Below are 23,837 nucleotides of genomic sequence, written 5' to 3'. Positions count from 1 at the left end.
GCCCAGTAACCACCAGTATCATCTGGTTTGGCAGCGAGAAGAGAAGTTTTGCAAGAGCGGGAGAGAAACCGTTTAGAGTTCACGCGGTTTATGGTATAATGAAATGTTGAAAATTGGCATTAAAATTCAGGAGGACGCATAAGTATGGCGAAAGACATTGGCATTGACCTAGGTACGGCGAACGTTTTAATCTACGTAGTCGGCAAAGGAATCGTATTAAATGAACCATCAGTCGTGGCAATCGACACGAAGACTGACAAGGTATTAGCAGTGGGCTCTGAAGCCTACCGGATGGTGGGTCGGACTCCTGGTAATATCCGGGCAATTCGTCCGTTGAAGGATGGGGTCATTTCTGATTTTGATATCACCGAAGCCATGCTCTCCTATTTCATCAATAAATTAAGTGTAAAGGGCTTCTTATCCAAGCCAAACATCATGATCTGTGCGCCAACGAACATTACTGAGATTGAACGCAAGGCAATTATTCAGGCCGCGGAAAAATCTGGTGGCGCGAAGGTTTATTTGGAAGCTGAACCAAAGGTCGCTGCCTTGGGTGCCGGTATGGACATCTTCAAGCCAAGTGGTAACATGGTTATCGACATGGGTGGTGGGACTTCCGACATCGCCATTCTGTCCTTAGGGGACATCGTTTCCAGTCGCTCGATTCGGGTGGCCGGTGACCGCATGAACTCGGAAATCGTGAACTACTTAAAGCACAACCACAACTTGATCATTGGGGAACGGACCGCCGAAACCATTAAGATCAAGATTGGGACGGCTTACCCTGAACCAGGGAACAAGGAAAAGACCATGGAAGTGCGTGGGCGGGACTCCGTTAGCGGTATGCCAACCACCACGACGATTAACGCCGCTGAAGTGGAAGTTGCCATTCATGACTCCGTGGAACAAATCGTTTCCGCTGCCATGGCTGTGTTGGAAACGACACCACCAGAATTGGCCGCTGACATCATTGACCGCGGGATCATGTTGACCGGTGGGGGCGCTTTGCTCGACGGCATCGACAAGCTGTTCTCCGAACGGTTGACCGTCCCCGTCATCATTTCCGAAGACCCACTGGACAACGTGGCCAAAGGGGCCGGTGTCTTGCTGGAACATATGGACACCAAGACGGCTAAAGAAAATAACTAAAGGTTTGAGACGGTTCATTCAAAGGGAGGTCTGACGATGCGGCAGCTGTTGACCTGGTTAGTGCGCGGGTATCAGCGGTGGATTTCACCGCTATTTCCGCCTACTTGCCGGTACTATCCGACCTGTTCCAATTACATGCTACAGGCCTTGGCGAAGCACGGCGCAATCAAGGGTGGTCTCATGGGAATCGCCCGAATCTTGCGCTGTCAGCCATTTGTCCACGGTGGGGTCGATCCAGTTCCGGATCACTTTACCTTGCGACGAAACGTGGCAGCAGAAAAAGCCTATCGACAGGCGATGAACTTAGACGAAGAGACTCCCAACAAATAAAGGAGAGTTGGCATGAGCAAACGAGAAAAATCTGTACAAGTAACCATTGACGAGCAAAAGCTCCCAGACGGCGGCACGATGTCCGTGCTCAAGATCGGTGACGAAACCATTGGGACGGTCACCCCGGTAGAAGACCGGTTAGAAGCACAATTGAACGACGGGGATGTGTACCGCGTCAAGACCGTCGACGAAGGGGTCGAACTCCTGTTAAAGGACTACCACCTGCATCGCGGTTAATAAATTTTAGTAAAGTTGGCCGGAGCGAAACGTCGAATTTCACTTCGGCCTTTATACTAGGCTTAGAACAAATTTTAGTTTGAATTAAGGAGCAATCATTGTGGCAAAGAATGCGACTGAACGGCGAGGCGAGACGGAATCACGAATCGACTGGGGAATCATCTTCTGTGTCCTCATGTTGGCGTTGATTGGCCTTGCGTCGATCTATGTGGCGGCGACCCACGATAGTAGTGCCACGAGCATTACGTCGGCCGTGGTCTCCCAATTGGCATGGTACGTCATTGGGACCGTCGCCATTATCATCATCATGCAATTTGATTCAGAGCAACTGTGGAAGGTGGCTCCGCTGCTGTATGGTTTAGGGATTTTCCTGCTAGCGGCTGTTTTGATTTTCTACAGTCGGGCGTACTACGTCAATACGGGGGCGCGGAGTTGGTTTGCGATTGGGAGCTTGACCTTTCAACCGTCTGAAGTTATGAAGCCCGCCTTCATCTTGATGTTGGCGCGGGTCGTGACTGAGCACAACAATGCGAATCCGATTCACACCGTCCGAACCGACTGGGTCTTGATTGGCAAATTGATTCTGTGGACGTTACCAGTCGCCTTGTTATTGAAGCTACAAAATGACTTCGGGACCATGCTGGTGTTCTTTGCCATCGTGGGTGGCGTCATCTTGGTCTCCGGAATCACTTGGAAGATCATTGCGCCCGCCTTTAGTGCGATTGCGGTAGTCGGGGGGACGGCGTTAGCGCTGGTTACGACCGATGCCGGCCGGAAGATTTTGGAAAAGGTCGGGTTTCAGGCCTACCAATTCTCCCGGGTCGACACCTGGCTACACCCGTCCCAAGATACGTCAGACACCGGGTATCAGTTGTGGCAAAGTATGAAAGCCATCGGGTCCGGTGGCATCTTTGGGACCGGCTTTAACGTGTCACACGTCTACGTACCCGTGCGTGAATCCGATATGATTTTCTCCGTCATTGGTGAAAACTTCGGCTTCATCGGCGGCTGTGTGCTGATTTTCCTGTACTTCTTATTGATCTATCAAATGATTCGGGTCACGTTCGACACGAAAAATGTGTTCTACGCTTACATCTCGACCGGGGTCATCATGATGATCTTGTTCCACGTGTTTGAAAACATTGGGATGAGTATTGGGCTCTTGCCATTGACCGGGATTCCGTTGCCGTTTGTTAGTCAAGGGGGTTCCGCGTTGATTGGGAACCTGATAGGTATTGGCTTAATCATGTCAATGCGGTATCATTATAAGAGTTACATGTTTAGTCGTAACGAATCGTTTAAGTAGAAGGAGATTATTTAGCATGAGTGAAATGGTAAAGTATTTCTGGACCAAAGGTGTTAACGACGGTACGCGAATCGGTTTGACCACAGAAGGCCAAGACGAATTAGGGACCATCAAGTTTGCTAAGTTACCAGCTGTCGGCGATGACGTGAAGAAGGGTGAAAACCTGTTGAGCGTTGAAGCTGACAAGGCGGTTTCTGACATTCCTAGCCCCGTTTCCGGTAAGGTTACGGCGGTTAACCCAGCTTTAGGTAACGATTTCGACGCTTTAAACGGTAGCGATACTGATGCTGCTTGGTTTGTCGACGTTCAAGAAGACTAATCAACAGGCATTACACGACAGGGTCGGGGCATTTGTCCCGGCCTTGTTGCGTTTTATAGCTTTGGGCCGTTTGCTCAGCACAGATACAATGGTCTTAGCTGGCCGCCTACCGTCCGCCCACTGCGTTCCAACTCATAGTTAGCGGACGGTAAGGCGGCCAGGATGAACGAGGTAGCTGGAAATAGCGTAACGACTCAGTCATTTCTGGCGCTTCTTTGGGGTTTTCCGCCGTAGTCGGGTATAATGGGAGTATCAAAGCAATTGGAGGAGACCCGCATGAACGAAAAGAATGTCTTTCACATTAATGGTTATCTTGGCTTGGTCTTGGTTTTGCTGGTGTTGGCTGGGGGCATCTATCTAAGTATTGCCACAGCGCCCGTGATTGGTGGTATCTTGGTGGTCCTGGCAGTCTTGGCTGCTAGTAGTTTGACAATCATCAGCCCCAATCAATCCAAGGTGCTGACCTTCTTTGGCCGTTACATCGGGACGATTCGTGAAGCCGGGTTGTATTTGACCGTGCCATTGACTAATAAGTCAACAGTTTCCTTGCGGGTGCGGAACTTTAACAGTGCCATCTTGAAGGTCAACGATTTGCAAGGGAACCCAGTGGAAATTGCGGCCGTCATCGTCTTTAAGGTGGTCGACACCAGTAAGGCACTGTTTGCCGTCGAAGACTACGAGCAATTCGTGGAGATTCAAAGTGAATCGGCCATCCGGCACGTGGCTTCGGAATACGCTTACGATAACTTTGGGGATGGTAAGGAACTGACCCTACGGAGTAACCCGACTGAGGTCTCCAACCATTTGACCGAGGAATTACAAGAACGGCTGAACGTGGCCGGCGTCGAGATCATTGAGACGCGGTTGACCCACTTGGCCTACGCCACCGAAATTGCCTCAGCCATGCTGCAGCGGCAACAATCCCAAGCGATTTTATCCGCACGGAAGATTATCGTGGAAGGGGCGGTCTCCATTACCGAGGGTGCCATCGAACGGTTATCGGCGGAAACGAGTTTGAATTTATCTGACAATCAAAAGATTCAATTAATTAACAACATGATGGTTTCAATTATTAATGAACGGGGCTCCCAACCGGTGATCAATACCGGGAAGGTTGCGGAGTAAGACAAATACTGGAGGTTTCTTGATGGATGCACAGCTCAAAAAGGTGTTAAGTGACGTCGCAGTCCTTAGCGAACAAGTCAGACAAGGTGAAGTTTACCAGTCCCTGGGGCGACGTTTGGGCCAAATTATGGACGGTATCAAACGACATCGTCGCACGACCGTGACGCTCCCGGACGACCAAGACGGGGTCCAAGACGTCTTAGCTGACTTTCGCCATCAACTGGACCAACAGGTACCGGTAACGTTGACACAGGAGAATATCAAATTGTTACTGGCACACTTGGCGTCGACTGATGCCAAGCTCCGCTACCAGGGCATCAACTTCACGTTCTACGACGCCTTCCAACAGGATGCCTTAGATTCGCAGCAGATTCGGTTTATCTTAGATCAGTTGTCCCAGCCAGAAGCCTTATTTGCCCACATCTTGGAGCCAGCCAACAACGCTGTCTTCGGCCGGGCCGGACACGTGGCCATGCTGGGCGTGGTCTTGCACTTTCTGGACCAAATGATCGAACACGTCGACAAAGACAAGCTCCACCAAATCGTGATTTTAGCCGCCACGTATCTGTGTTTGGAAACGGATACCCGTGGCTTCGTTAACCAATCGGGCTGGGCGCACGCCTTTACCGCGATTGCGGATTTGTTGGCCGTTTTGTCAAATAGTCTACGATTGCCGCGAGCCGATAAGCTTTTCTTGATGACGGCACTGATGGAACGGATGAAACGGTTGAACACGCCGCTGATCTACGGCGAAAACGACCGCATCGCCAATTACCTGACAGAAATCACCAATCGGAGTGGGCTGTATGCGGATTTCCTGGTGCTGATCTTGAAAAATTGGCGGCAACAGGTAGCCTTGAAGCGGCGGCCAGATAACATTGCGGGGTGGAACCGGTTCTTCAATCGTAAGCGCCTCCTGGACGCGTTACGGTTACGCCAAGACTTGCCGGCCGCACTCAAGGGCTATTTGAGCTCAACTATCGATTTTTTAGGTTGATTTTTATTCTCAATTTTTTCGAGAAATGGTATACTGAAGGCTAACCGAAATATATACGATAGGATGAGTGACAACATGGAAAAGAAAACGAAGATTCACGTAGGTCTATTATTCGGTGGAAATTCTTCTGAGCATGACGTTTCTAAACGCTCAGCGCACAACATTTACGATGCAATGGATAAGTCCCGCTACGAGGTCAGTTTATTCTTACTGACCCGTGACGGTTTTGTCCTGAGTGATGCCGCTTCACGCCGGGTTTTTGATGGCGAAGATGAAGCGACTGTTGCGGCGGCGGAACAAACCAAAGTAGACGCTTCTAACCCATTGGCACCCATTTGGAATTTATCCCAAGCAAAGGACATCGATGTCTTCTTCCCGATTATTCATGGTAACCTGGGTGAAGACGGTACGATCCAAGGGCTTTTCCGTTTGTTGAAAAAGCCTTACGTGGGGAGTGGCGTCTTGGCATCGGCCGTGGCCTTTGATAAGGACATGACGAAGCAGGTCTTAACGGCCCATGGCATTCGCAACACCAAGTATCTGGTCTTGACGCCAGAAAACCGGGATGCGTTTGACTATGACACTGTTCAGGCCAAACTGGGCACGAACGTCTTCATCAAGCCAGCTAACCAAGGCTCATCAGTGGGAATTCACAAGGCGGGGAACGCTGCGGAATACAATGATGGGATTGAAGACGCCTTCCGGTACGATTACAAGGTACTGGTGGAACAGACCATCGACGGCCCAGAAGAAGTCGAGATTTCCATTTTGGGGAATGAAGAACCGGTCGCCTCTAAATTAGGCGCCATTCGGGTGCCCGATTCTGACGTATTCTACGACTACAACAACAAGTTCGTGGATGCCAGTGGGGTGACCTTTGAAGTGCCAGTTGACTTACCAGCTGACCTGACGAAGGAAATCACCCAGATGGGGCTACAAACCTATGCAGCCTTAGGGTTGAAGGGGATGGCCCGAATCGATTACCTGGTCTCTAAGGATGGTGTGCCTTACGTGGGCGAAGTCAACACCTTACCAGGGTTCACCAACATTAGCCTGTACCCACAACTGTGGCAGGCAACGGGCATCAATTACGCTGACCTGATTGACCGGTTGATCCAATTAGGCTTAGACGAGTTCAAGTACCAAGACGAACTGGCCTATGACTTTATTCCATTGGATGACCACTCGGCAGCGTCAACTTACAAGCCTAAACAATAAAGGTCAAAGCCGGTCAGGAGCGGAAACGTTCCGGCCGGCTTTTTCTTTGATCACTGGTTTTAGTGACACATGGGTTGCGCTGGCCACCTTACCGTTCGCTAGAGATGAGTTGGAATGCGGTGGGCGCCGGGTCGAGCCACAGGGCGGTCTCGACCCTCAACTTGAAGCCGAAAATCGTGTCTTCAAGTTGTCAGTTCCCTAAGCGGCGTGAACCTTGCCACTAAGGGAACTCCCACGGCTGAACTCATCTCTAGCGAACTCACGGCTACAGTGGCGGTGGTCACTAATAACTGGTTTATCCAATGGCATCAGCTGCCTGTCTAGAAGGCGCTGTCACCTGATGTTTAATCGTTTACAATATTTTTTAGCTTTAACAGCGTAGAGGAGGAGAGGCAAGTGCGATCTTGGGGACGACAACTGAAGCAAGCCTGGCGAACCGGTATTTTGGCTCCCGGTCTGGCGCTTGGCTGGTGCCTAGCAGTGTTGCTCTTCGCGGGTCTGCGGCTACTGGGTCAGCGTCCTGGTTGGCACGTTGATTTGGTCGTGTTGATTGGGGGACTCATGGTGCTGAGCGCCTGGCAACTGACCCACCTGGCATTGACCCTGATTGGCCGCCGCCCCGCTGGCTGGCAAAGCTGGCAACTGGTTTGGCGCCACAAGGGGACTTGGGTGCTAGTCGAATTGGGCCTGACAATTTTGGCCTTGCCCTTGGGATTGGGCGGTCTTAGTAGTCGGCTGTTAGTCCGGCTTCCATTGCCGGCTGATTTCATCAATTACGTGGGCCTGCACCGGCGACCAGTCGGTTTGGTCGTGGCCCTCATTTACGTGCTGGTAGCGGGCATTTGTGTGTTGCGCGGGCCGTGGGTCTTTCGGCGGTTGGCGCCACAGATTCAGCACCCCGGGACCTGGCGGCAAATGGCTGCGACAGTGCTAGTCAGTGCTGGATTGCTGGCAGTTTGGTGGGGCCTAGCAGAAGGTCTCGTCGCCTTGAACTGGTGGGGTGATGCCCGCTTGACCGCCGTTTCAGCAAAACTCTTAGCGGCGGGGTCGCTCCTTTTGATTTTCCTGGGGTTCGTGGTGGCGGTCATTTTAGCGGCCATCACGCTAGTCTGGAGTTGGTGTGGCCAGCCGTCCGTGAGTCGACCAGTACCCCGGCGACAGGGGTGGTGGCTGGTCGGCTTGCTGGTGATCGCCGGTGGTTGCGTCAGTAGCCAGGCATTATTCAGCGCGCCGCAGTTTGCGCCGATGGTGGCTATCAGTCATCGGGGCGTGGATCACGGGGTTGGCGTGCAAAATACGCTGGGGGCCTTGCGTCATGTGAGCCAATATCACCCAGCCTATGTTGAAATGGACTTGCACGAGACGCGCGACCGCCAGTGGGTCGTCCTCCATGATGAAAATTTGGCCGTCCTAGCCCAGCGTAACGTAACGCCTCACCAGTTGACGTTGGCTCAGTTAGAACGGCTGACAGTCCGCGAGAATGGCTATCACGACCGCTTGGTAGGGTGGCCGACTTACTTGCGCGTGGCAGAGCGCCTGCACCAACCACTCCTGGTCGAAATCAAGACGACGCCGCAGGATTCCGTGCATGCGGTGCGGCGATTCGCCCGGCAGTACGGGCCCCGTTTGCGACGAGAGGGTTCCGCGGTCCATTCATTGGACTATCGGGTGGTGACCCAGCTGAAGGCAACGACGCCGCGGTTGCGCGTGGGGTACATCACCCCCTTTAATTGGGTATCACCGGCAGCCGTGCCCGCTGATTTCTATTCGTTTCAGCGAATCTCCCTCAGCCAGCAGTTTATTTTAGCGGCACATCAGGCCGGGGCACCAGCTTGGGTCTGGACACCGGATTCACGGGCGGCCATGACCCGCATGTGGGCACTGGGCGCGGATGGCGAGATTACCAACGAACTCTCACGCTTACAACAAGTCATGCGCCAGTCACCGCGTGAAAATTGGTGGGCCGTCGTGCAGAACTTTGTGTTCAGCTGTGTATAGATTGGCGGCCAAGCCAATTAATGGATTAAATACGAATGATTATCACTATTAAAAGAATTATATCCGGCATAGATGACCGTTTATAATTCTTTTTATATAAAGATGATAAAATGGACTAGACAAATTAGAGTTCCTTAATAAACTCGCATATCACTTGTATTCGGGGATAAATCCCTTATTATTAGTATTAATGATAAACAGCTGGACGTGGCTATCGCTTTTTTAGGAAAATCCGGAGGTGCCAGACGGTAAGTTAACGTTGTGGACCGTCGCTCGCAATTATCAAGTAATGTTCGGCTTTATCGGAATTGGCAACTGACCAACGTGCGATACGTGAGGGAGAGAAAGCAGATGCGTTTATTAGGGAATAAGGTAAAACAGTATCGGAAACAAAAAAACATGTCACAGCAAGAACTCGCTGATGGCATTTGTACCCAAGCTACGGTGAGCCTGATGGAAAAGAAAAATAAGATTCCAAGCATTAAGATCATGCTACAGGTTTGCCGCCGGTTAAATGTGTCCTTCAATGATATTTTGGCGGGTGTCGGCAGTGGCATGGATGAGCAGTTCGATGAAATCTCGACGGCCATTCGTCAGGAGAATTTCCGGGCGGCGGCCAACTTGTTAGCGGCCGTTGAAATGTCAGATGTCGCCAGCGCCTTTGACCGCGAACGCTATCATTACTATCGCGGTTTTATCGAATTGGGTGCTCACGAACGGCCCGACGAAGCCATTTTCCACTTCAACTTGTTGTTGCACCGCTCTTATCAAATGCCATGGGATCTGTACGCTATCGTTGGCAACGTGGGGATGGCGGCGGCTTATTTGCGGCGGCAGGAATTGGAGAAGGCCCGTTACTACCTGAGCGAAGCGGTGGGCTATCTCGATGAATTCGAATGGCACGATGAATCGGATTTCCGTCGGTTGATCTGGGCCCGGTACCGCATTGCCCAAATGTATCTGGAACTCCAGCAACCGCAATTGGTAATTGAAAGTGTGGAATCGGCCTTGCGGGCAGTTAAACAACAGGCGTCCCTTTACCTGATTGACGTTCTCTACGAAATTCGTGGTCAAGCAGAAGTGGCGTTGAGTGCCAAGGCAGCCGCTCGCCGGAGCCTGACGATTGCCAAGACTCTGGCGCTGGTCACCCACAACATTGCCTTACAACAACGTTTGGCACCAGCCGCCGGGTCAGCCATTGCGGATTAACTCAAAATGATGGGTAAATAAAAACGCCACTGCTTAATAGCAGCGACGTTTTTCAATTTCAATCTTAACTTTTAAGCTTCGGCGTGGGTCACTTTAGCCGGTTGGTTGTTGAGATCCGTCCGTACCACGATGACGTCACAAACGGCCGTCCGGGTAACGTATTCGGTGACAGAACCAATCAAGAGGCGTTCCACGGCGTTTAACCCGGTGGCCCCAATCATAATCAGGTCCGTGTCATTATCACGAGGAACGTCCCGGGCGATAATGGTCTTCGGTGCGCCGTATTCGATCGCGTAGTCAATGTTTGCCAGGCCATCAGCCTTCGCATCAGCCACGTACTTATCGAGTGTCTTCTTTGCCGTTTCCGTAACTTGTTCAACCATGCTGGTATCGAAGCTGGAAATGTTTTGGAAAGCCCGCGTATCAACAACGTGAACGAGATGTAAATCAGCATCGTTACGCTTAGCCACAGCAACCGCTTTCTTAAAAGCTAATTCTGCTTCGTAGGAACCGTCAACTGGGACTAAAATGTGCTTGTATTGTTGTAACATATTGTTCACCTCTCATTACTTTATACTCTTATCATACGTTATTTAACGTGAAATAAAAAGCGAAATGGTCAAAAAATGAAAGAAAAGTGAAACCGGTTACCCCTTAGGCAACCACCGAACAAGAATCAACTGTAGGCCAATCACAACGATAACCCCCACCAATAAAACGGCGGAAATGAAAATCGTATTGTTCATGAACGTGGCCACGGCGGCAACGACGCCAATCAGCATCATGAGGATACCACCAATGCTTAAAACGTTGCTGAGGGCAGCGGATTCTTCGGGATGGAAAACCAAGAAAGCCCGCTTGCGATGACTGTAAAAATACCAGCCAATACCAAGGGCTAACAGGGTGTAGCAAATCATTAAAATCGTAATGGCCAAGGGATGACTCCTCCTTAAAAATTTGGTTCTGTGAGATTAAGTATACCCGATTACGCGCCAGAACCCAAGACGGGTTTTATTCACTAGCGGGGATGAAGTTGCGGGTTGAGACCGCCCGGTGGCTCGGCCCAGCGCGCCCAGCATTCTCACTCATTGCTAGCGAACGGTCAGGCGGCCAGTCCGATTTTAGCCAAAAGAAAAAGACCATTCAAAGGAATGGCCTCCAAAGCAGAGCTTTGATGATCTAAGTGGTGCCGTTAATTGTCTAGTCATGTTGACCCGCGATGACAATGCAGGGGGGAAAGCTAGCTAGAGCGTCTGACTTCCAAGTGAAAAGGCATGTCATGTTCTCTAGCGTCTTGCAATCCCGTTTATAAATTACTTGATCGGCAACTTGTAGTGAGACAACGCGTACACCTTAGAACCACTTGTATATTAGCATATAAATATTAAAATATCAATTAGCGACGTCGATTGGCCCGTAAAAGACGTTGGTACTGTTCGCCTAATTGTGTTTCAAAGCGGCCATTGGCCTTCGGGTGATAGTACTCCGCGTGCTTGAGGTCGTCCGGCAGATATTGTTGTTGGACCCAGTCGCCGGGAAAATTGTGTGGAAATTGATACCCGTTGCCGTGTCCCAACTTCTTGGCGCCACTGTAATGGGCGTCCTTCAAGTGGGCGGGCACTGCGCCGTTGTGGCCGTTCATGACGTCAGCCAAAGCCGCGTCAACGGCAGCAATCCCGGAATTGGACTTAGGGGACAAACACAGCTCGATGACGGCATCGGCCAGTGGAATCCGCCCCTCAGGGAGACCCAATTGTTGCGCAGCCTGAACGGCCTGCACGGTGCGGGCCGCCGCGGGGAGGTTGGCCATGCCGATATCTTCGTAGGCGATGACCATCAGTCGCCGGCAGATCGACGGGAGGTCGCCCGCCGCAACCAGTTGGGCCAGGTAATGCAAGGCAGCATCGGTGTCGCTTCCCCGGATGGATTTCTGGAAGGCCGAGATGACGTCGTAGTGGGCGTCACCATTTTTATCGCCGACCAGGGCTTTGCGTTGAAAACAGGCCTCGGCCACGGTCAAGGTCACGTGAATTTCACCATCGTCAGCTGGTGGGGTGGATTGGGCGGCTAATTCTAGGCCGTTCAGTGCACTGCGCAAATCGCCGTTGGTGGCGCCAGCCATGAAGGCTAAGGCGTCGTCATCCACGTGCAAATCGAGTTGGCCCAGCCCACGTTCCTTATCAGTGATGGCCCGATTCAGCGCGGTCTTAATGTCGTCGAGCGAGAGGGGATGAACCTCAAAGATCTGCGTTCGACTGCGAATGGCGGGGTTGATGTTGATATAGGGATTTTCGGTGGTCGCGCCAATCAAAATGATGCGGCCGCTTTCCAGGTGGGGCAACAGGAAGTCTTGCTTGGTCTTGTCCAACCGGTGGATTTCATCCAGTAGTAAAATGACGGTGCCGCTCATCTTGGCTTCTTCGGCCACGACTTGCAGGTCCTTCTTGGAATCCGTGGCCGCGTTGAGCTTCCGGAAGGCGTATTTGGTGGATCCAGCAATCGCGCTGGCAATGCTGGTCTTCCCGGTACCCGGCGGCCCATATAAAATCATTGATGAAAGTAGCTTAGCCGCCACCATCCGGGCGATGATTTTACCCGGCCCGACCAGGTCTTGTTGGCCAACGATGTCTTCCAAACGTTGCGGCCGCATGCGGTAAGCTAAGGGATGTTGTGCCAAAAATGAGACTCCTTTCCTAGTGGCCGATTAATTTATCGAACCAACTTTTCTTGGGGGCAGCGGCTTTTTCTGCCGGTTTAGCGGGATACTTTTTGCTTAAGCTAATGGGGTTCTGGTTGATGGCGGTATCACTAGCCACGACCAGTCCCAGGTCACTGTCGTTCACGCCATAGATGGTGTCTTGGCGAATCGTGAATTTTAAATTGTGTTGGCTCGCCAGCTTGAGGTAGGGGGCGAGGTCGGCTTGGTCGATGTGGCCGTTTAAGATGACCTGATAGTCCGGATGGGCCGAAATCTCCGTCACAAAGGCGTCCAAGTTCTCCCGGTCCGTAACCTCCGCAATCGTCATCGCTAGCGAGACCCGTTCCCGGAAGGTGCCCAGGTAGTGGCGTTGCTCGTCCGGATTGATTTTCGGGGTGCCGTAGACAGAATTCTGTAAATGTTGTTCCATTTGACTCTTCTCAGCCATGCGTTTCCCTCTTTTCAAGTTAGTTTTACTAGTATAACATGGAATGGTAAAGAGTTTCAGGGAAGGAGACTTTACCAAATGTACGTGGATCAAGACTTTCACGTTTGGGACGACACCACGTTGCCTGGACGATTGGGGAAGATTCGAGCACAGATCGACCCGAAGTTTCAGGCGACCGTGACGGACCTGGACCCGGTCTTTGCCAAATTGGCGGTGCCCATCTACGACCACATTTCGCAGCATCGTCGGCGGTCTAAAAATCCGCCGCCAGATACTTGGGTGGCCTTTAGTACGTCGAAGCGGGGCTATAAAATGTTGCCGCATATCGAGGTCGGCTTCTGGGATGACCGGTTCTTTATTTGGCTGGCTGTCTTGCAGGAGGCGAAGAATCGCCAAGCGTTGTTGAGTAGCCTGGCCGAGGACTTGGTGTGCCAACTGCCGGCGGGGTTTGAATGCGGTGGGGACCATACGGATAAGAATTGTGGGCGGCCACTGACGCGTGAAACGTATCAGGAGCTGATGCGCCAACAGCCGCAGCGGCACGCTGAATGGCAGGTCGGCCGGAATTTTTTGCGGGGCAGCGATTTCTTTACCGGGACGCCCGCCCAGCAGGTTCAGGTCATCCAAGACACGGTGGCGGCGTTGTTGCCGCTGTATGACCAACTGATTCGTATCTGACCGCAACGAAGGGAGTTTTTCTGTGAGTAACTTATTCAAGCGGGTGTGGAAAAATCCGCTGACGATGACCTATATCGCCTTGGTACTGCTGATCATCATTGCCTGGGAAGCGCACGCCTTTTTGTCGTTAGCCCTGTTTACGGTGATTTTCATTTATCTGGGGGATGCGGCCATCACGGGCATCGAACATCATTTTCACGTGCACCATCTGTGGTCAACACTGCTGGTCTACGTGTTGTTCCTGGCCATCTTAGTCGCGGCATTTGGCCAAATCATCCCGCCGCTGGTTTCCGAGGCGTCAAATTTGCCCAATGCACTTGATAAATTGATTAATACTTACCCACAACTGGAGACGGAGCTGACCCGACTGATTAAAAATCTCTCGCAGAACGCTTCCGTCATCAGTAATGGGAAGACGATTCTGACCAGTGGAATGGGTCAGTTGTCTCGCTTTAGTTCAGGAGTGGAAACGATTCTGCTGGCATTTTTCTTCAGTTTCATCTTTAACCTGACGAAAAATCAGTTGAAGACATTTGTCCACGCCTTTACGAAGAGCCGCTTTGCGGGATTGTTCGTGCCGATGGGTCAGCTGATTTTGAAATTCGTTCGAATCTTTGGGACGGTCATCGAAACCCAACTGATTATCTGCACCATCAACACGATTTTGATGGTCTTGGGACTGTGGATCATTGGTATGCCTAGCCTGTTGATCCTGGGCATCATGGTTTTCTTCCTGGGTTTGATTCCGGTAGCGGGGGTCTTGATCTCCTTGATTCCATTAACGGTCGTCGCCTTCTTAACGGGCGGTCTGATTCGTGTCGTGGCAGTTTTGGTGTTAGTGATTTTGATTCACATGTTCGAATCATACTTCTTACACCCACGGCTGATGGCCAACGCCACCAACTTGCCAATCTTCGTGACCTTCATCACGTTGATTGTCAGTGAGCGGATTTTCGGTGCCTGGGGCCTGATCGTAGGGGTACCACTCGTGGCATTCTTCCTGGAAGTCTTTGACGTTCAGCTGAAGCCCCACCGAATCACTTCGGAACAGGCGAGTGAAAAGTGAGTAAAGGAAAGACGCTGGGCCGGGGGGCCTGGCGTCTTTTGGTCAAATTGATCAAAAAAGTGCCCAAACAAAAAATCCCGCCCAAAGGCGAGATCTTTTAAACCAGTCAGAATTAATCTTAACGGTTGTAGTATTCATTTACTACAAGAAATGGGCTTCAATGCACTGGTATCAAGGGATTCCGTATTTCGAAAAATAAAATCTCCCACAGAATCTCCCACAGCTGACTAAAGGTTAGCAATTTTAGCGAAGAGTTCAGCGTTCTTCTGGTCGTTGCCTTTAATCGCGTGAGCGTAGATTCTTAGGGTAATAGCCGGGTCAGAATGACCAAGGCGATTGGCGACATCGACCGGGCTCACGCCGGCACCCATCAAAATGGTCGCATGGGTGTGGCGCAAACTGTGGATGACGTAACGGCCTGACTCAATGCCCGCTGATTCGATGATGTTTTGGAAGTAGTAATGTGCTGAGACATGTTTGAAAGCGAAGATGAATTGCTTGTCAGTATACTTGTTGCCCATCTGGAGACTATCAGATTTGGCTTGAATCATAAACTTGTGTAGGCTAGCAAGCATACTCTCATCAATTGAAATAGTACGAACACTGGAAGGGGTCTTAGTAGGCCCAATTCCCTTAGCCGTTCGGGCCCGCTGAACCGATAGCGTCTTTGCTTTGAAGTCAATGTCGCGCCATTCAAGACCAAGCCCCTCACTCAGTCGCAGACCAGTTGATTCTAATAACTGGAAGAATATGCGCTGGGGTGCTGGTTCTTTTCGGAGCTGCTTGTTGAAACGAGCTAGATCATCCTCACTGAATGGTTTGCGCCGTTCTGATTTTTTAAAGCGAACGCCCTTGAGCTTGTTACGGGTGATAACTTCGTTTTCTTCCGCGGCGTTCATAATCACCATGAAGTATCGATGATTTGCTTGAACAGAAGACGGTTTGAGATGTTCCAGCTGCGGTTGGATAAACAGGTAGTTGTATTCCATCTTGGTTAGCTTGCCGAGTTTACGGTCACCAAGAAGTGGCAGAATATACCGATTGATAGCTGTTTCCATATTTTGACGGTAGTTGGGGCGCCATTCAGCACGCCGCATAGTGAGAAAATGTTTCGTCCACTGACGGACCGTCGTGTTCGAATCTAGTAGCTGATTGGCTTCGTCGTTGACAACCATTACCTCAGCTTCCAACTCTGCTTTATGGGCAGCAATTGGCGTGGTGAACCCACGTTCCTGTTTCTCATGGCGCTTGCCAAAGGAGTCGCGGAAGGGGTAGCGGAACATCCAGCGTGTACCTTTCTTGGTTTCATACGAAAAAACGTTGTTATAATCTGTTTTTGTTGGTTTCATTATTATTCTCCTTAAATGCGTGGACAGCGCCGTTTAGGAGAGGTTGTGTCATCACCTCCTTTAATTTATAATTAATCCAATAGGGTACAACTATGTATTCTTAAAAGAGCTTGCGGATTTATCTACAAGCGTATATGTATTAGGCTAGCGCATCTTACTTCTTGGCGGGAGGGGATGCGCTTTTTTAATTTTTATGATTTGAACCATTTAAATTCTGTGTCGTTGGAAGTCATCGTAGAGCGTCCTAATTTCTTGGAACCACTATATACGTTGGTTGAAGGGGAAGACTCTGCTTCTACATCTTTTCCTAAAATTACCACTTGAGTGTTTGCGATGCTTTGAGCGTGCTTGGCTACGGTGGTCTTGTCATCCTTGCTTAAAGATGGAAATTCATCTGAGACATATACAAGCAAGCCGCGGTTGCCGTCGTATTTCATATTGTCGATGTAAAGAGAAGCATTATACTTTGTCTTTCCGTCGGATGCCCACTGCTGCTCTTCTGATAAGCTATCAATCAGTCCCGAATTGTATTTTTTCAGCTCTTTTGCGGACAAGTTCTGTAAAACATCATTTTCATCTTTCTCAGCTGATGAAGCACTGGAACTGGATGTAGCTGAGGAGGTACTGCTTTCGTTGGTTGAAGATGCATTGTCTGTTGACGAACCAGGAAAAGCAACTGAGAGTCCGAAGAGAACAATGGTTACTCCAAGAGAATATAACAGAACCTTTCCAGAGATTTTTGAGGCCTTTTGTTTGCGACGAGCACTAGCTCTTAAATAATATAATACCCCGAAGACCATGGCAGAGATAAGCGCGAGTGGATATACAAATTGCATGTTGGAGACCCTCCAGTATGTAGTTTTGCAGCTTTTAATGACGTCGGCATTGTTGGTCAATTCATTACAAGGCTTCGCGTAGCTCCTCCCTCACAATGTTTTCCAAATGAGAGGGAATGACAAAACAAGTCATGAATTCGGTTACATTGACTTGTTCTGAACTCCGTTCCTGTAAGTAGTATGGAATGAGAAGTTTGATGGCAGTTCGGTTGGCGTTCAATTCCATTTTGTAATCAGATTGCATTGGACTAAAGTACAACGGATGGGTGGCATGATCACCATTTATGATGTGGGCTATTTCATGTGCTAGGTGCAAGGGCAACTGCTGTTGAAGATACCAGTTGGTGTTGATTAGAATACTTCTTGTCTCAGAGTCAGCCACGGAAGGTGTGTACGGGGACAACTCAGAGGACAGTTTCACGGAGATGTGCTTTTCCCACATTGCGTAATTGATTAGTTCTGTCATGATATCATCCATACTTATTTACCTCGCAGTAATCGTTTGATAAGTTCTCGATCTTCTTCAGGAATTGGTTTCCCATCAAAAGTTAAAAGAGCATCATCATCGTTTAAGTCAACTGACTTCTTGGGTGATTCAGCCTCACCCTCTTCTCCAAGTAGGTAATCCACCGTAACGCTTAAGACACTGGCAACTTTCTGTAGATTTTCTGTACTAGGATCTTTGTGCTTCCAAGAATAAATTGTGTTCTTTCCAAGGCCTGCTTTATCATTTAAAGCAGATAAAGAATATCCACGACTTTTGGCTAATTTTTTTATTCGCTCAAGTAGTGTCATATCAGCATTTCTCCTAATATTGACAATACAAATTAGACTAAAGTGAAATAACATGCTTTACATTTTTAGACTTTAGTGCAATAATGTATTCATCAAGTAATTAAGCAATAAGAAACCAAGTCCTGTCAGTGAAGGCTTTGGCGAGTAGACACTGATAGGAAGGGCTTATTTGCTTATGTCTTATACGCTTATTTTAGACCATAGTCGAAAATAAAGCAACTACTTGATAAAGAAATTACCGAAAGGGGTGAAAATAATATGGCAAAGAAACGGCTATCCATACGTGAGAACAAGGACGGTATTTTCGTCAATGGTGTTGCGCAGAAGAATGTTGTTGATGTTCAAGTAAAAAGAAACCTCCATCAAAAAGTGGAGGTCCAGATCACCTATTTAGCTGATGAGTTTCTAAAAGAAGATTTTAGCAATGGCCTTACTGATCGTACCGACTGTTAATGGGAGTCCTTCTTCCTTTAAAAAACTCTTAACACGATTCCAGTGCGTATCTTCAGTTATGGCATCAATAAACTGGTGTCCCTGAGGGGTTATGTCACTAACAGTAAAGAAAAGAGAGCCGGAGAGTGTCGACATTATATTTCCTTGAAGTAGTCCAGAATCAATGGCTTGCTTTACAGCGTACGTGACATCTTCTCGAGTGAATCCCTCAGCGATAGTTTTATCTATCACATCTTCTACATTGGGATTCATTGGTTCTGATTGAAATGTAACCATAGTTGAGCGTAACGCATTGTAGTTAATCTTCATTATTTATCCACCACCTTAATTTTAAATTATATCAAAAGGAAGTGAATAACAGTGACCGAACAAAGTTTAGTCGATGGTGCTAAAGCCATCACCAACCGCATCAAGATGCGTCTACTTGAAAAAGACATGACGCAGGTGGAGTTGGCTAGTCTGATCAACGAAAAACCCGTGCAACTTAACCGCGCGATTCATGCGGATATGTCGCCCAAGTCGGTTGAAATTCGACAGAAAGTCTATCGAGTTTTGGACATTCAAGATTAGGAGGAAAGAATCATGGCAAAACCACGTTTAGTAATCTACAAAGAGAAAGAAGCCAAGAGTACTCGGCCGGTCTACATTGACACAGACCTACACGCTCAGCTTTTAGCACTGAAAGCCGAAACGGGACTGACAGTTAATAAAATCGTTCAGCGATTCATCACTTACGGTTTGAAGAACGTTGAGATTGAAGAAAGCGAGGAAGACTGATGATCACAGCTAAGTTACTAATGTTTCTCCTCGTTGGCTGGTTGGTCGGCCATTACGGAATCAACGACATGTTCGAATAGAGGTGAGCTGGTATGGAGTTGGAGGCAGTTGTTGATAATGCTGTAGCCACGGAAGTTGAGAAGTATCTAGGACCACGGCTACAAACAATTATTCGAGAATATATCATGTTAGATCGTGATACGGCCTTTAAGGAACTTTGCGTCTCGCGTGCTTTCTTCGATAAGAACATCAAGAACAAGCCGCAAGTAAAGTTGATTGAACGTCGCTACAAAGAATCTAACAAGGTATTTTATGAACCAAGTGAATTGAAACGAGCAATTCTATCTATCACTGAATTTTAAAGTCGTGGACAGCGCCTAATGATGGATAGGGTAATTGGAGGTTACAGAGTGACAGCAGTAACGATCTTTGTAGTAATTTTCGGGCTTGGCGGCTTATTGAGAATTGGTTATGAAAGGTGGCGAAAATAATGGAACCCAAGATTAAATTTTCAATAAAAGATTTAGATGAATTAAAAAAGCTGCTCGTGCTTGCCGAAGAGCAAACAAAGCAGCTAGATGAAACCATTAACAAAATCAAGGAGTTTAAGCTAGTTATCAAATCCTAGTTTGTTAGCAAGGTAACCACCGAGGGCATCTTCAACCATAGCATCATAGCTATTGAAGTCACTAGTTTCTTTGATAAATGAGGCTAAATCAGCATCAGGAACTTCATGAGGATCGGAAACATCAAAACCTGAGGATTTCCACCAAGAGTCGAAGTCGTTGAACTTCGTGTGGGTCGAAATGAAATTGTCGGTGAGTACGGCACCGAGTTCAACTTCATTTTTGCCATCAAGCTCTTTAACGCCTTTTTCAGCTTTATCTAGAAATCCTTGAACCTCATCAAGTCCATTGATGCTGAGGTCAAAATCATTGTTACTCATTTAATCACCTCCTTTCTAGGAAGAGTATATCAATTGCCAGAAAGAAAAGGAATGACACGTGGGTGCCATCTAGGTGACATTGGAGGGACATGTAAGTGAAATTAACTAATAACACTACGCTTAATTTATGGAAAACAGCATTTCAAACGTTTAATCCACAGCCAAAGAAGAGACCCGTTAGCGTTGCACCGCTAACGAGCCCCAGAAAAACATTTATCTACGGTTATCGTACCGGAAAGCGAGGCATTTTTCAATGAAGAAGAGCGAATACTGGCACCAGAAGTTTTTGCAAACCCCAGTAGGCTACGAGAATTTGGCCTACTACCGGTTCCAGCAGTATGAGTATTACCTGAAGTTGGAAGGGGTGGAACTGAATGGCTAATGAGTTAATGATCGTTGAACCGGCCGTGGATGTTCATCCATCGCCAATTACCATCAAGAACCTTGATCAGGTCCAACAAGCCGTGTCCGCAATTGTCGCCAAGTATGGTCAAGATTTCGTGGTGACTGCGGATAACATCAAAGATACAAAATCCATGCGGGCAAGTCTGAACAAAGTGTCCAAGGCAATTGATGAGAAGCGCCTAGCCGTCAAGCGGCAGTATGCCGAACCAGTCAAGATTTTCGACAAGCAAATGGGGGCCTTCAAGGACCAGATTGACGGAGTTATTTCTCCGCTTGACGTAAAAATCAAGGAAGTCATCGCTCAAGAACGCGCTGCCAAGCAAGAAAGGGTTGAAGGCCTGATTGCTGAGATGGCCCCCAGCTACGGCGTGGAACCTGACGCAATTGAAATTGAACCGTCTTGGCTAAATAAATCGGCCACTAAGAAACAGATTGTCGATGGTATCGCTGGTGCCATGACGGCTACCAAGAAAGCGGCTGACCAGCTGGCCGCCGATACCGAGACGATTACCAAGTATGCCACAGTTCAGGGCGTGGATCCCGCCGGTTGGGCTGACCAGGTCAAGCATGGACAAGATGTGGACTACCTGATGAAGGCCATTGACAACCAGGTGGAACGGCAGGCTGAGAAGCAACGCCAACTAGAAGCTAAGGCCGCCGAGGAACGCACACACCAGCAGACTAAGGGTGATACGGTAGTTGATACCAATACCGGCGAAGTGGTCTCACGTGCCGTTGTATTGAAGATTACGGCTACTATTCCACAAATGAAGTTGTTGAAAAGCTACATGGACTCTGAAGGCATCAAGTATGAACGGGAGGGATAGCCGTGGAAATTCAACACGCAACTGACATCAAGCGGGGGCAAGACTTTTCGATGCTGATTTACGCTCAGCCTGGTGTGGGTAAGACGACCACACTGCGGTATCTTCCTGGTCGGACTCTGGTCATCGATGTTGACCGAACGACTAACGTTCTGGCTGGGGTTCCCAATATCGATGTGGTCAAGCTAGACACGAAACACCCGCTAGAAGGGGCCCGCACGCTACTAGGAGAGATCTATAAGACCCAGATTGGCAACTACGATAACATCGCCTTCGACAATTTGAGTGAGTTTGAGCAAGCTTGGCTTGGTGAGAAAGCTAACGAGGCTAAGACTAAGTCCGGGGCTGATATGGGGATTCCTCAAATGGGGGACTATAACCAGTTTGGCTTCTACTTGCCTGATATGATCCGTTTCGTCAACTCATGGCCTGGTGTCAATAAGATTTACACAGCATGGGAGACTACCCGGCAGATTGATACGCCGTCCGGTCAGACTTACAACCAGTTTGTGCCACAAATGCGTGAGAAAATCACAACCAACATCATGGGACTGATGAATGTGGTCGGTCGAATGGTTATCTCGGATAAGACAGGTGCCCGGGGGTTCATCCTCCATCCGTCGAACGCGGTGTTTGCTAAGAATCAGCTGGATAATCGTAAGTTTGCGGTACCGGAGACGCTTTTTACAGAGATTGGTGGTGATGTGGATGTACCAACTCCATCCGTACCAAGCCAAGCTGGTCAGCCAAGCAAGGCAGGCACTAGCCAAGGGCAATAAAGCGGTGCTCTTACAATCTCCGGCCGGGTCTGGTAAATCGATCATGATTGCCGAGGTCGCGCGTCTCGCAGTAGCTAAGGGCGGTCAGGTGATGTTTATGGTCCACCGTAAGGAGTTGGTCAGTCAAATCAAACAATCTTTCCGGGAGAATGATGTTGACTTGACTAAATGTACGGTTCAAACAGTGGGGAAGATTGCCCACAGATTGGATATCTTACCGATTCCGACGTTGATTATCACTGATGAGACTCACCACAGTTTGGCCAAGACTTATCAGAGCATCTATAACTATTACGCGGGAGTGCCGCGGTTGGGATTCACGGCCACTCCATGGCGATTAAACGGCAAAGGGTTGCATGATGTGTACGATGAGTTGGTGCTGGGGCCCTCAATTGATTGGTTAATTGAAAATCACTACTTGGCACCGTATAAATATTTTTCAGTCAAGTTGGTCAACGATGAGAAATTGAAAAAGTCGAGTACCGGTGACTACACCACAAAGTCAATGGATGATGCGGTTGGGCGAACCATCTTTGGGGATGTCGTTAAGACCTACCAGGAGAAGACGGCGGGCCAGCAGGCAATCGTTTACGCCCATTCAGTGGAATTCTCCAAGGAAGTGGCGGGAGCGTTCAGGGCGGCTGGTATCAACGCCGAACACGCTGATGCAAAAACGCCCGCAGCCAAGCGCAATAAAATCATGACTGACTTTAAGTCAGGCGAATTGAAAGTGCTTTGCAATGTTGACCTAATTAGTGAAGGCTTCAACGTCCCAGATTGTTCGGTAGTCATCATGCTCCGACCGACTGAATCATTGGTGCTCTATATCCAGCAGTCGATGCGTTCGATGCGCTACCGACCGAATAAAGTGGCGACCATCATTGATCATGTTGCGAACTATACGCGTTTTGGGTTGCCGGATGATGAGCATACCTGGACCTTGGACGACCGGAAGAAACGTAAGAAGAAAGCCAGCGATGCACTGCCAATTAGAACCTGCGAGTTCTGTTTCGCGGTAATCCCAGCTTCATCCACAGTCTGTCCGGTATGTGGTAAAGCTATTCAACGCAGTGAGTCTGAAATTGAGGTTGACCAAGAAGTCAAGCTGGAGCAGATTCACGGCCGATTGGATATGAAAACCGAGTACAACACGGTCCGCTACGGTCGGATGAAGCCTAGTGAGGCCCAGAGCATGGAAGACCTGTATGGAATTGCGAAAGCCCGGGGGTATAAGCCAGGATGGGCGTGGTTTCAAGCGAAACAACTAGGGTTGATTAAAAATTAGGAGGAAAAATAATGGCAGACTTTATGAACACAGACTACTCAAACAACACAGGCGGTAACTACGATGCGGTGCCCGCCGGTAACTACGAAATGATCATCAATAACGCTAAGGAAGACGCCACTAAGAATGGGGCCGAAACATTGCAGATTGATTTGTTAGTCCGGAACGATTTGGATAAGGTGACGGACTTAGCAGAAACCAACGCAAAGTTCCACAACCGCCACATCTTCATGGATAACTGGAAACGCAAAGCGACCAACCAGTATGACTTGGATGGCTTCCAGTACATCCTGCAAGCGGCGAAGGTCCCAGAAGGCACACCGCTACACACTGTGGATGATTTCATCAAGTTGATTGTCGGTGTACCAGTTCGGGTTTTCGTGAAACAAGAAGAAAACACCTACAATGGCGAGACCAGCACGGTTAACCGGGTGGCACCGTGGAATTTCGAAGTAACGAAGTTTCCACAAGTGCAGCATACTTTTAAGGACAAGAAGAACGCACCAACTCCGCAGCCAACTACTAGTTCGACTGGCAATAATAGTGATCCATTTGCTAGTACTGGGAACGCACCGGTTGTCGATGATTCAGACTTACCGTTCTAATACGA

General features: G+C 49.0%; 32 protein-coding genes. 22 read left to right on the top strand and 10 right to left on the bottom strand.

The annotated features are described in order from the left end of the window. Positions 1-144 precede the first annotated feature (144 nt). The 10 genes from mreB (at position 145) to EKM83_RS04090 (ending at position 9,888) form a co-directional block, all read left to right on the top strand. On the top strand, positions 145-1,149 hold the full coding sequence (gene mreB, locus EKM83_RS04135) for a rod shape-determining protein (protein WP_125575365.1): 1,005 nt from the start codon (positions 145-147) through the stop codon (positions 1,147-1,149). A 36-nt stretch (positions 1,150-1,185) separates the two neighbouring features. After that, a complete protein-coding gene (gene yidD / locus EKM83_RS04130) occupies positions 1,186-1,479 on the top strand; it encodes a membrane protein insertion efficiency factor YidD (RefSeq protein WP_125575364.1) in 294 nt (97 codons plus the stop codon). A 12-nt stretch (positions 1,480-1,491) separates the two neighbouring features. Then, entirely contained in the window at positions 1,492-1,716 is a 225-nt protein-coding gene (locus EKM83_RS04125; protein ID WP_125575363.1) for a DUF2969 domain-containing protein, read from the top strand. A gap of 100 nt (positions 1,717-1,816) precedes the next feature. Beyond that, positions 1,817-3,022 carry an FtsW/RodA/SpoVE family cell cycle protein gene (locus tag EKM83_RS04120; RefSeq protein ID WP_125575362.1) on the top strand — a complete coding sequence of 402 codons (1,206 nt, stop codon included), beginning with the start codon at positions 1,817-1,819 and terminating at the stop codon, positions 3,020-3,022. 16 nt (positions 3,023-3,038) lie between these two features. Beyond that, entirely contained in the window at positions 3,039-3,341 is a 303-nt protein-coding gene (locus tag EKM83_RS04115; protein ID WP_125575361.1) for a glycine cleavage system protein H, read from the top strand. A gap of 276 nt (positions 3,342-3,617) precedes the next feature. Next, the gene (locus EKM83_RS04110) at positions 3,618-4,466 is read left to right on the top strand and encodes an SPFH domain-containing protein (protein WP_125575360.1); all 849 of its coding nucleotides are present in this window, start codon (positions 3,618-3,620) and stop codon (positions 4,464-4,466) included. 22 nt (positions 4,467-4,488) lie between these two features. Next, on the top strand, positions 4,489-5,463 hold the full coding sequence (locus tag EKM83_RS04105; protein ID WP_125575359.1) for a DUF2785 domain-containing protein: 975 nt from the start codon (positions 4,489-4,491) through the stop codon (positions 5,461-5,463). Between the two features lie 75 nt (positions 5,464-5,538). Beyond that, positions 5,539-6,681: a D-alanine--D-alanine ligase family protein gene (locus EKM83_RS04100; RefSeq protein ID WP_125575358.1), complete on the top strand. Its 1,143-nt coding sequence runs from the start codon at positions 5,539-5,541 to the stop codon at positions 6,679-6,681. Positions 6,682-7,077: 396 nt separating this feature from the next. Continuing rightward, positions 7,078-8,679 carry a glycerophosphodiester phosphodiesterase gene (locus EKM83_RS04095; RefSeq protein ID WP_125575357.1) on the top strand — a complete coding sequence of 534 codons (1,602 nt, stop codon included), beginning with the start codon at positions 7,078-7,080 and terminating at the stop codon, positions 8,677-8,679. 351 nt (positions 8,680-9,030) lie between these two features. Continuing rightward, positions 9,031-9,888 carry a helix-turn-helix transcriptional regulator gene (locus EKM83_RS04090; protein ID WP_125575356.1) on the top strand — a complete coding sequence of 286 codons (858 nt, stop codon included), beginning with the start codon at positions 9,031-9,033 and terminating at the stop codon, positions 9,886-9,888. 71 nt (positions 9,889-9,959) lie between these two features. Here the strand turns inward: EKM83_RS04090 and EKM83_RS04085 are convergent, their stop codons facing one another. The 4 genes from EKM83_RS04085 to EKM83_RS04070 all read right to left on the bottom strand — a co-directional run bounded on the left by EKM83_RS04085 (position 9,960) and on the right by EKM83_RS04070 (position 13,034). Continuing rightward, positions 9,960-10,439: a universal stress protein gene (locus EKM83_RS04085; protein ID WP_125575355.1), complete on the bottom strand. Its 480-nt coding sequence runs from the start codon at positions 10,437-10,439 to the stop codon at positions 9,960-9,962. A 96-nt stretch (positions 10,440-10,535) separates the two neighbouring features. Then, positions 10,536-10,823, bottom strand: a complete 288-nt coding sequence (locus EKM83_RS04080) for a hypothetical protein (protein ID WP_125575354.1) — start codon at positions 10,821-10,823, stop codon at positions 10,536-10,538. A 461-nt stretch (positions 10,824-11,284) separates the two neighbouring features. Beyond that, positions 11,285-12,538, bottom strand: a complete 1,254-nt coding sequence (locus tag EKM83_RS04075; protein ID WP_125575443.1) for a replication-associated recombination protein A — start codon at positions 12,536-12,538, stop codon at positions 11,285-11,287. Between the two features lie 43 nt (positions 12,539-12,581). Continuing rightward, positions 12,582-13,034, bottom strand: coding sequence for a YueI family protein (locus tag EKM83_RS04070; protein WP_125575353.1), 453 nt, complete (start codon positions 13,032-13,034; stop codon positions 12,582-12,584). 78 nt (positions 13,035-13,112) lie between these two features. Between EKM83_RS04070 and EKM83_RS04065 the strand changes: the two genes are divergently transcribed. Beyond that, the gene (locus EKM83_RS04065; protein WP_125575352.1) at positions 13,113-13,712 is read left to right on the top strand and encodes a DUF1054 family protein; all 600 of its coding nucleotides are present in this window, start codon (positions 13,113-13,115) and stop codon (positions 13,710-13,712) included. 64 nt (positions 13,713-13,776) lie between these two features. After that, the gene (locus tag EKM83_RS04060; RefSeq protein WP_449807410.1) at positions 13,777-14,778 is read left to right on the top strand and encodes an AI-2E family transporter; all 1,002 of its coding nucleotides are present in this window, start codon (positions 13,777-13,779) and stop codon (positions 14,776-14,778) included. A 227-nt stretch (positions 14,779-15,005) separates the two neighbouring features. Here EKM83_RS04060 and EKM83_RS04055 read toward each other — a convergent pair whose 3' ends face one another. The 4 genes from EKM83_RS04055 to EKM83_RS04040 all read right to left on the bottom strand — a co-directional run bounded on the left by EKM83_RS04055 (position 15,006) and on the right by EKM83_RS04040 (position 17,758). After that, positions 15,006-16,127, bottom strand: coding sequence for a site-specific integrase (locus EKM83_RS04055; protein WP_125575350.1), 1,122 nt, complete (start codon positions 16,125-16,127; stop codon positions 15,006-15,008). A 191-nt stretch (positions 16,128-16,318) separates the two neighbouring features. Continuing rightward, positions 16,319-16,963, bottom strand: coding sequence for a hypothetical protein (locus EKM83_RS04050; RefSeq protein WP_125575349.1), 645 nt, complete (start codon positions 16,961-16,963; stop codon positions 16,319-16,321). Positions 16,964-17,027: 64 nt separating this feature from the next. After that, complete coding sequence (locus EKM83_RS04045) at positions 17,028-17,441, bottom strand: ImmA/IrrE family metallo-endopeptidase (protein WP_125575348.1); 414 nt, start codon at positions 17,439-17,441, stop codon at positions 17,028-17,030. Positions 17,442-17,443: 2 nt separating this feature from the next. Continuing rightward, positions 17,444-17,758 carry a helix-turn-helix domain-containing protein gene (locus tag EKM83_RS04040; protein WP_125575347.1) on the bottom strand — a complete coding sequence of 105 codons (315 nt, stop codon included), beginning with the start codon at positions 17,756-17,758 and terminating at the stop codon, positions 17,444-17,446. Positions 17,759-18,016: 258 nt separating this feature from the next. Between EKM83_RS04040 and EKM83_RS13265 the strand changes: the two genes are divergently transcribed. After that, positions 18,017-18,211 (top strand): hypothetical protein, encoded by a 195-nt coding sequence (locus tag EKM83_RS13265; RefSeq protein WP_164505587.1) that lies wholly within the window; start codon positions 18,017-18,019, stop codon positions 18,209-18,211. Here the strand turns inward: EKM83_RS13265 and EKM83_RS04035 are convergent. Further along, positions 18,164-18,520, bottom strand: a complete 357-nt coding sequence (locus EKM83_RS04035; protein ID WP_125575346.1) for a DUF2513 domain-containing protein — start codon at positions 18,518-18,520, stop codon at positions 18,164-18,166. The genes EKM83_RS13265 and EKM83_RS04035 overlap by 48 nt on opposite strands. Before the next feature lie 51 nt (positions 18,521-18,571). Between EKM83_RS04035 and EKM83_RS04030 the strand changes: the two genes are divergently transcribed. From EKM83_RS04030 to EKM83_RS13260, 4 genes are all read left to right on the top strand, one after another. Further along, positions 18,572-18,781, top strand: a complete 210-nt coding sequence (locus EKM83_RS04030; protein ID WP_225418616.1) for a transcriptional regulator — start codon at positions 18,572-18,574, stop codon at positions 18,779-18,781. 12 nt (positions 18,782-18,793) lie between these two features. Continuing rightward, a complete protein-coding gene (locus EKM83_RS04025) occupies positions 18,794-18,988 on the top strand; it encodes a hypothetical protein (RefSeq protein WP_125575345.1) in 195 nt (64 codons plus the stop codon). A gap of 92 nt (positions 18,989-19,080) precedes the next feature. After that, the gene (locus EKM83_RS04020; protein ID WP_125575344.1) at positions 19,081-19,350 is read left to right on the top strand and encodes a hypothetical protein; all 270 of its coding nucleotides are present in this window, start codon (positions 19,081-19,083) and stop codon (positions 19,348-19,350) included. A 128-nt stretch (positions 19,351-19,478) separates the two neighbouring features. Further along, positions 19,479-19,616 carry a hypothetical protein gene (locus EKM83_RS13260; protein WP_164505586.1) on the top strand — a complete coding sequence of 46 codons (138 nt, stop codon included), beginning with the start codon at positions 19,479-19,481 and terminating at the stop codon, positions 19,614-19,616. Here EKM83_RS13260 and EKM83_RS04015 read toward each other — a convergent pair. Continuing rightward, the gene (locus EKM83_RS04015) at positions 19,599-19,934 is read right to left on the bottom strand and encodes a hypothetical protein (RefSeq protein ID WP_125575343.1); all 336 of its coding nucleotides are present in this window, start codon (positions 19,932-19,934) and stop codon (positions 19,599-19,601) included. The two genes, EKM83_RS13260 and EKM83_RS04015, sit on opposite strands and share 18 nt — an antisense overlap. A gap of 253 nt (positions 19,935-20,187) precedes the next feature. Between EKM83_RS04015 and EKM83_RS13510 the strand changes: the two genes are divergently transcribed. Genes EKM83_RS13510 through EKM83_RS03995 form a run of 5 tightly spaced genes read left to right on the top strand, consistent with a single transcriptional unit; the run spans position 20,188 to position 23,832 of the window. Next, positions 20,188-20,316, top strand: a complete 129-nt coding sequence (locus tag EKM83_RS13510; RefSeq protein ID WP_263853773.1) for a hypothetical protein — start codon at positions 20,188-20,190, stop codon at positions 20,314-20,316. Then, a complete protein-coding gene (locus EKM83_RS04010) occupies positions 20,309-21,166 on the top strand; it encodes a DUF1351 domain-containing protein (protein WP_125575342.1) in 858 nt (285 codons plus the stop codon). Before EKM83_RS13510 ends, EKM83_RS04010 begins: the two co-directional genes overlap by 8 nt. Positions 21,167-21,168: 2 nt before the next feature. Next, on the top strand, positions 21,169-21,942 hold the full coding sequence (locus EKM83_RS04005) for an AAA family ATPase (RefSeq protein WP_125575341.1): 774 nt from the start codon (positions 21,169-21,171) through the stop codon (positions 21,940-21,942). Next, on the top strand, positions 21,872-23,227 hold the full coding sequence (locus EKM83_RS04000) for a DEAD/DEAH box helicase (protein WP_125575340.1): 1,356 nt from the start codon (positions 21,872-21,874) through the stop codon (positions 23,225-23,227). The genes EKM83_RS04005 and EKM83_RS04000 overlap by 71 nt, the downstream gene beginning before the upstream one ends. Before the next feature lie 11 nt (positions 23,228-23,238). After that, positions 23,239-23,832, top strand: coding sequence for a DUF669 domain-containing protein (locus EKM83_RS03995; RefSeq protein ID WP_125575339.1), 594 nt, complete (start codon positions 23,239-23,241; stop codon positions 23,830-23,832). Positions 23,833-23,837 lie beyond the last annotated feature (5 nt).

Source organism: Levilactobacillus angrenensis (assembly GCF_003946085.1).
Lineage (GTDB): Bacteria > Bacillota > Bacilli > Lactobacillales > Lactobacillaceae > Levilactobacillus > Levilactobacillus angrenensis.
This window is presented reverse-complemented; position numbering and strand designations above follow the sequence as displayed.

What these genes read in the sequence shown, in the direction of transcription:
- mreB (WP_125575365.1), top strand. Translation starts at nt 145, where the DNA reads ATGGCGAAAGACATTGGCATTGACCTAGGTACGGCGAACGTTTTAATC.
- yidD (WP_125575364.1), top strand. Translation starts at nt 1,186, where the DNA reads ATGCGGCAGCTGTTGACCTGGTTAGTGCGCGGGTATCAGCGGTGGATT.
- EKM83_RS04125 (WP_125575363.1), top strand. Translation starts at nt 1,492, where the DNA reads ATGAGCAAACGAGAAAAATCTGTACAAGTAACCATTGACGAGCAAAAG.
- EKM83_RS04115 (WP_125575361.1), top strand. Translation starts at nt 3,039, where the DNA reads ATGAGTGAAATGGTAAAGTATTTCTGGACCAAAGGTGTTAACGACGGT.
- EKM83_RS04110 (WP_125575360.1), top strand. Translation starts at nt 3,618, where the DNA reads ATGAACGAAAAGAATGTCTTTCACATTAATGGTTATCTTGGCTTGGTC.
- EKM83_RS04105 (WP_125575359.1), top strand. Translation starts at nt 4,489, where the DNA reads ATGGATGCACAGCTCAAAAAGGTGTTAAGTGACGTCGCAGTCCTTAGC.
- EKM83_RS04100 (WP_125575358.1), top strand. Translation starts at nt 5,539, where the DNA reads ATGGAAAAGAAAACGAAGATTCACGTAGGTCTATTATTCGGTGGAAAT.
- EKM83_RS04090 (WP_125575356.1), top strand. Translation starts at nt 9,031, where the DNA reads ATGCGTTTATTAGGGAATAAGGTAAAACAGTATCGGAAACAAAAAAAC.
- EKM83_RS04085 (WP_125575355.1), bottom strand. Translation starts at nt 10,439, where the DNA reads ATGTTACAACAATACAAGCACATTTTAGTCCCAGTTGACGGTTCCTAC.
- EKM83_RS04075 (WP_125575443.1), bottom strand. Translation starts at nt 12,538, where the DNA reads ATGCGGCCGCAACGTTTGGAAGACATCGTTGGCCAACAAGACCTGGTC.
- EKM83_RS04070 (WP_125575353.1), bottom strand. Translation starts at nt 13,034, where the DNA reads ATGGCTGAGAAGAGTCAAATGGAACAACATTTACAGAATTCTGTCTAC.
- EKM83_RS04065 (WP_125575352.1), top strand. Translation starts at nt 13,113, where the DNA reads ATGTACGTGGATCAAGACTTTCACGTTTGGGACGACACCACGTTGCCT.
- EKM83_RS04060 (WP_449807410.1), top strand. Translation starts at nt 13,777, where the DNA reads ATGACCTATATCGCCTTGGTACTGCTGATCATCATTGCCTGGGAAGCG.
- EKM83_RS04055 (WP_125575350.1), bottom strand. Translation starts at nt 16,127, where the DNA reads ATGAAACCAACAAAAACAGATTATAACAACGTTTTTTCGTATGAAACC.
- EKM83_RS04050 (WP_125575349.1), bottom strand. Translation starts at nt 16,963, where the DNA reads ATGCAATTTGTATATCCACTCGCGCTTATCTCTGCCATGGTCTTCGGG.
- EKM83_RS04045 (WP_125575348.1), bottom strand. Translation starts at nt 17,441, where the DNA reads ATGGATGATATCATGACAGAACTAATCAATTACGCAATGTGGGAAAAG.
- EKM83_RS04040 (WP_125575347.1), bottom strand. Translation starts at nt 17,758, where the DNA reads ATGACACTACTTGAGCGAATAAAAAAATTAGCCAAAAGTCGTGGATAT.
- EKM83_RS13265 (WP_164505587.1), top strand. Translation starts at nt 18,017, where the DNA reads ATGGCAAAGAAACGGCTATCCATACGTGAGAACAAGGACGGTATTTTC.
- EKM83_RS04035 (WP_125575346.1), bottom strand. Translation starts at nt 18,520, where the DNA reads ATGAAGATTAACTACAATGCGTTACGCTCAACTATGGTTACATTTCAA.
- EKM83_RS04025 (WP_125575345.1), top strand. Translation starts at nt 18,794, where the DNA reads ATGGCAAAACCACGTTTAGTAATCTACAAAGAGAAAGAAGCCAAGAGT.
- EKM83_RS04020 (WP_125575344.1), top strand. Translation starts at nt 19,081, where the DNA reads ATGGAGTTGGAGGCAGTTGTTGATAATGCTGTAGCCACGGAAGTTGAG.
- EKM83_RS13260 (WP_164505586.1), top strand. Translation starts at nt 19,479, where the DNA reads ATGGAACCCAAGATTAAATTTTCAATAAAAGATTTAGATGAATTAAAA.
- EKM83_RS04015 (WP_125575343.1), bottom strand. Translation starts at nt 19,934, where the DNA reads ATGAGTAACAATGATTTTGACCTCAGCATCAATGGACTTGATGAGGTT.
- EKM83_RS13510 (WP_263853773.1), top strand. Translation starts at nt 20,188, where the DNA reads ATGAAGAAGAGCGAATACTGGCACCAGAAGTTTTTGCAAACCCCAGTA.
- EKM83_RS04010 (WP_125575342.1), top strand. Translation starts at nt 20,309, where the DNA reads ATGGCTAATGAGTTAATGATCGTTGAACCGGCCGTGGATGTTCATCCA.
- EKM83_RS04000 (WP_125575340.1), top strand. Translation starts at nt 21,872, where the DNA reads ATGTACCAACTCCATCCGTACCAAGCCAAGCTGGTCAGCCAAGCAAGG.
- EKM83_RS03995 (WP_125575339.1), top strand. Translation starts at nt 23,239, where the DNA reads ATGGCAGACTTTATGAACACAGACTACTCAAACAACACAGGCGGTAAC.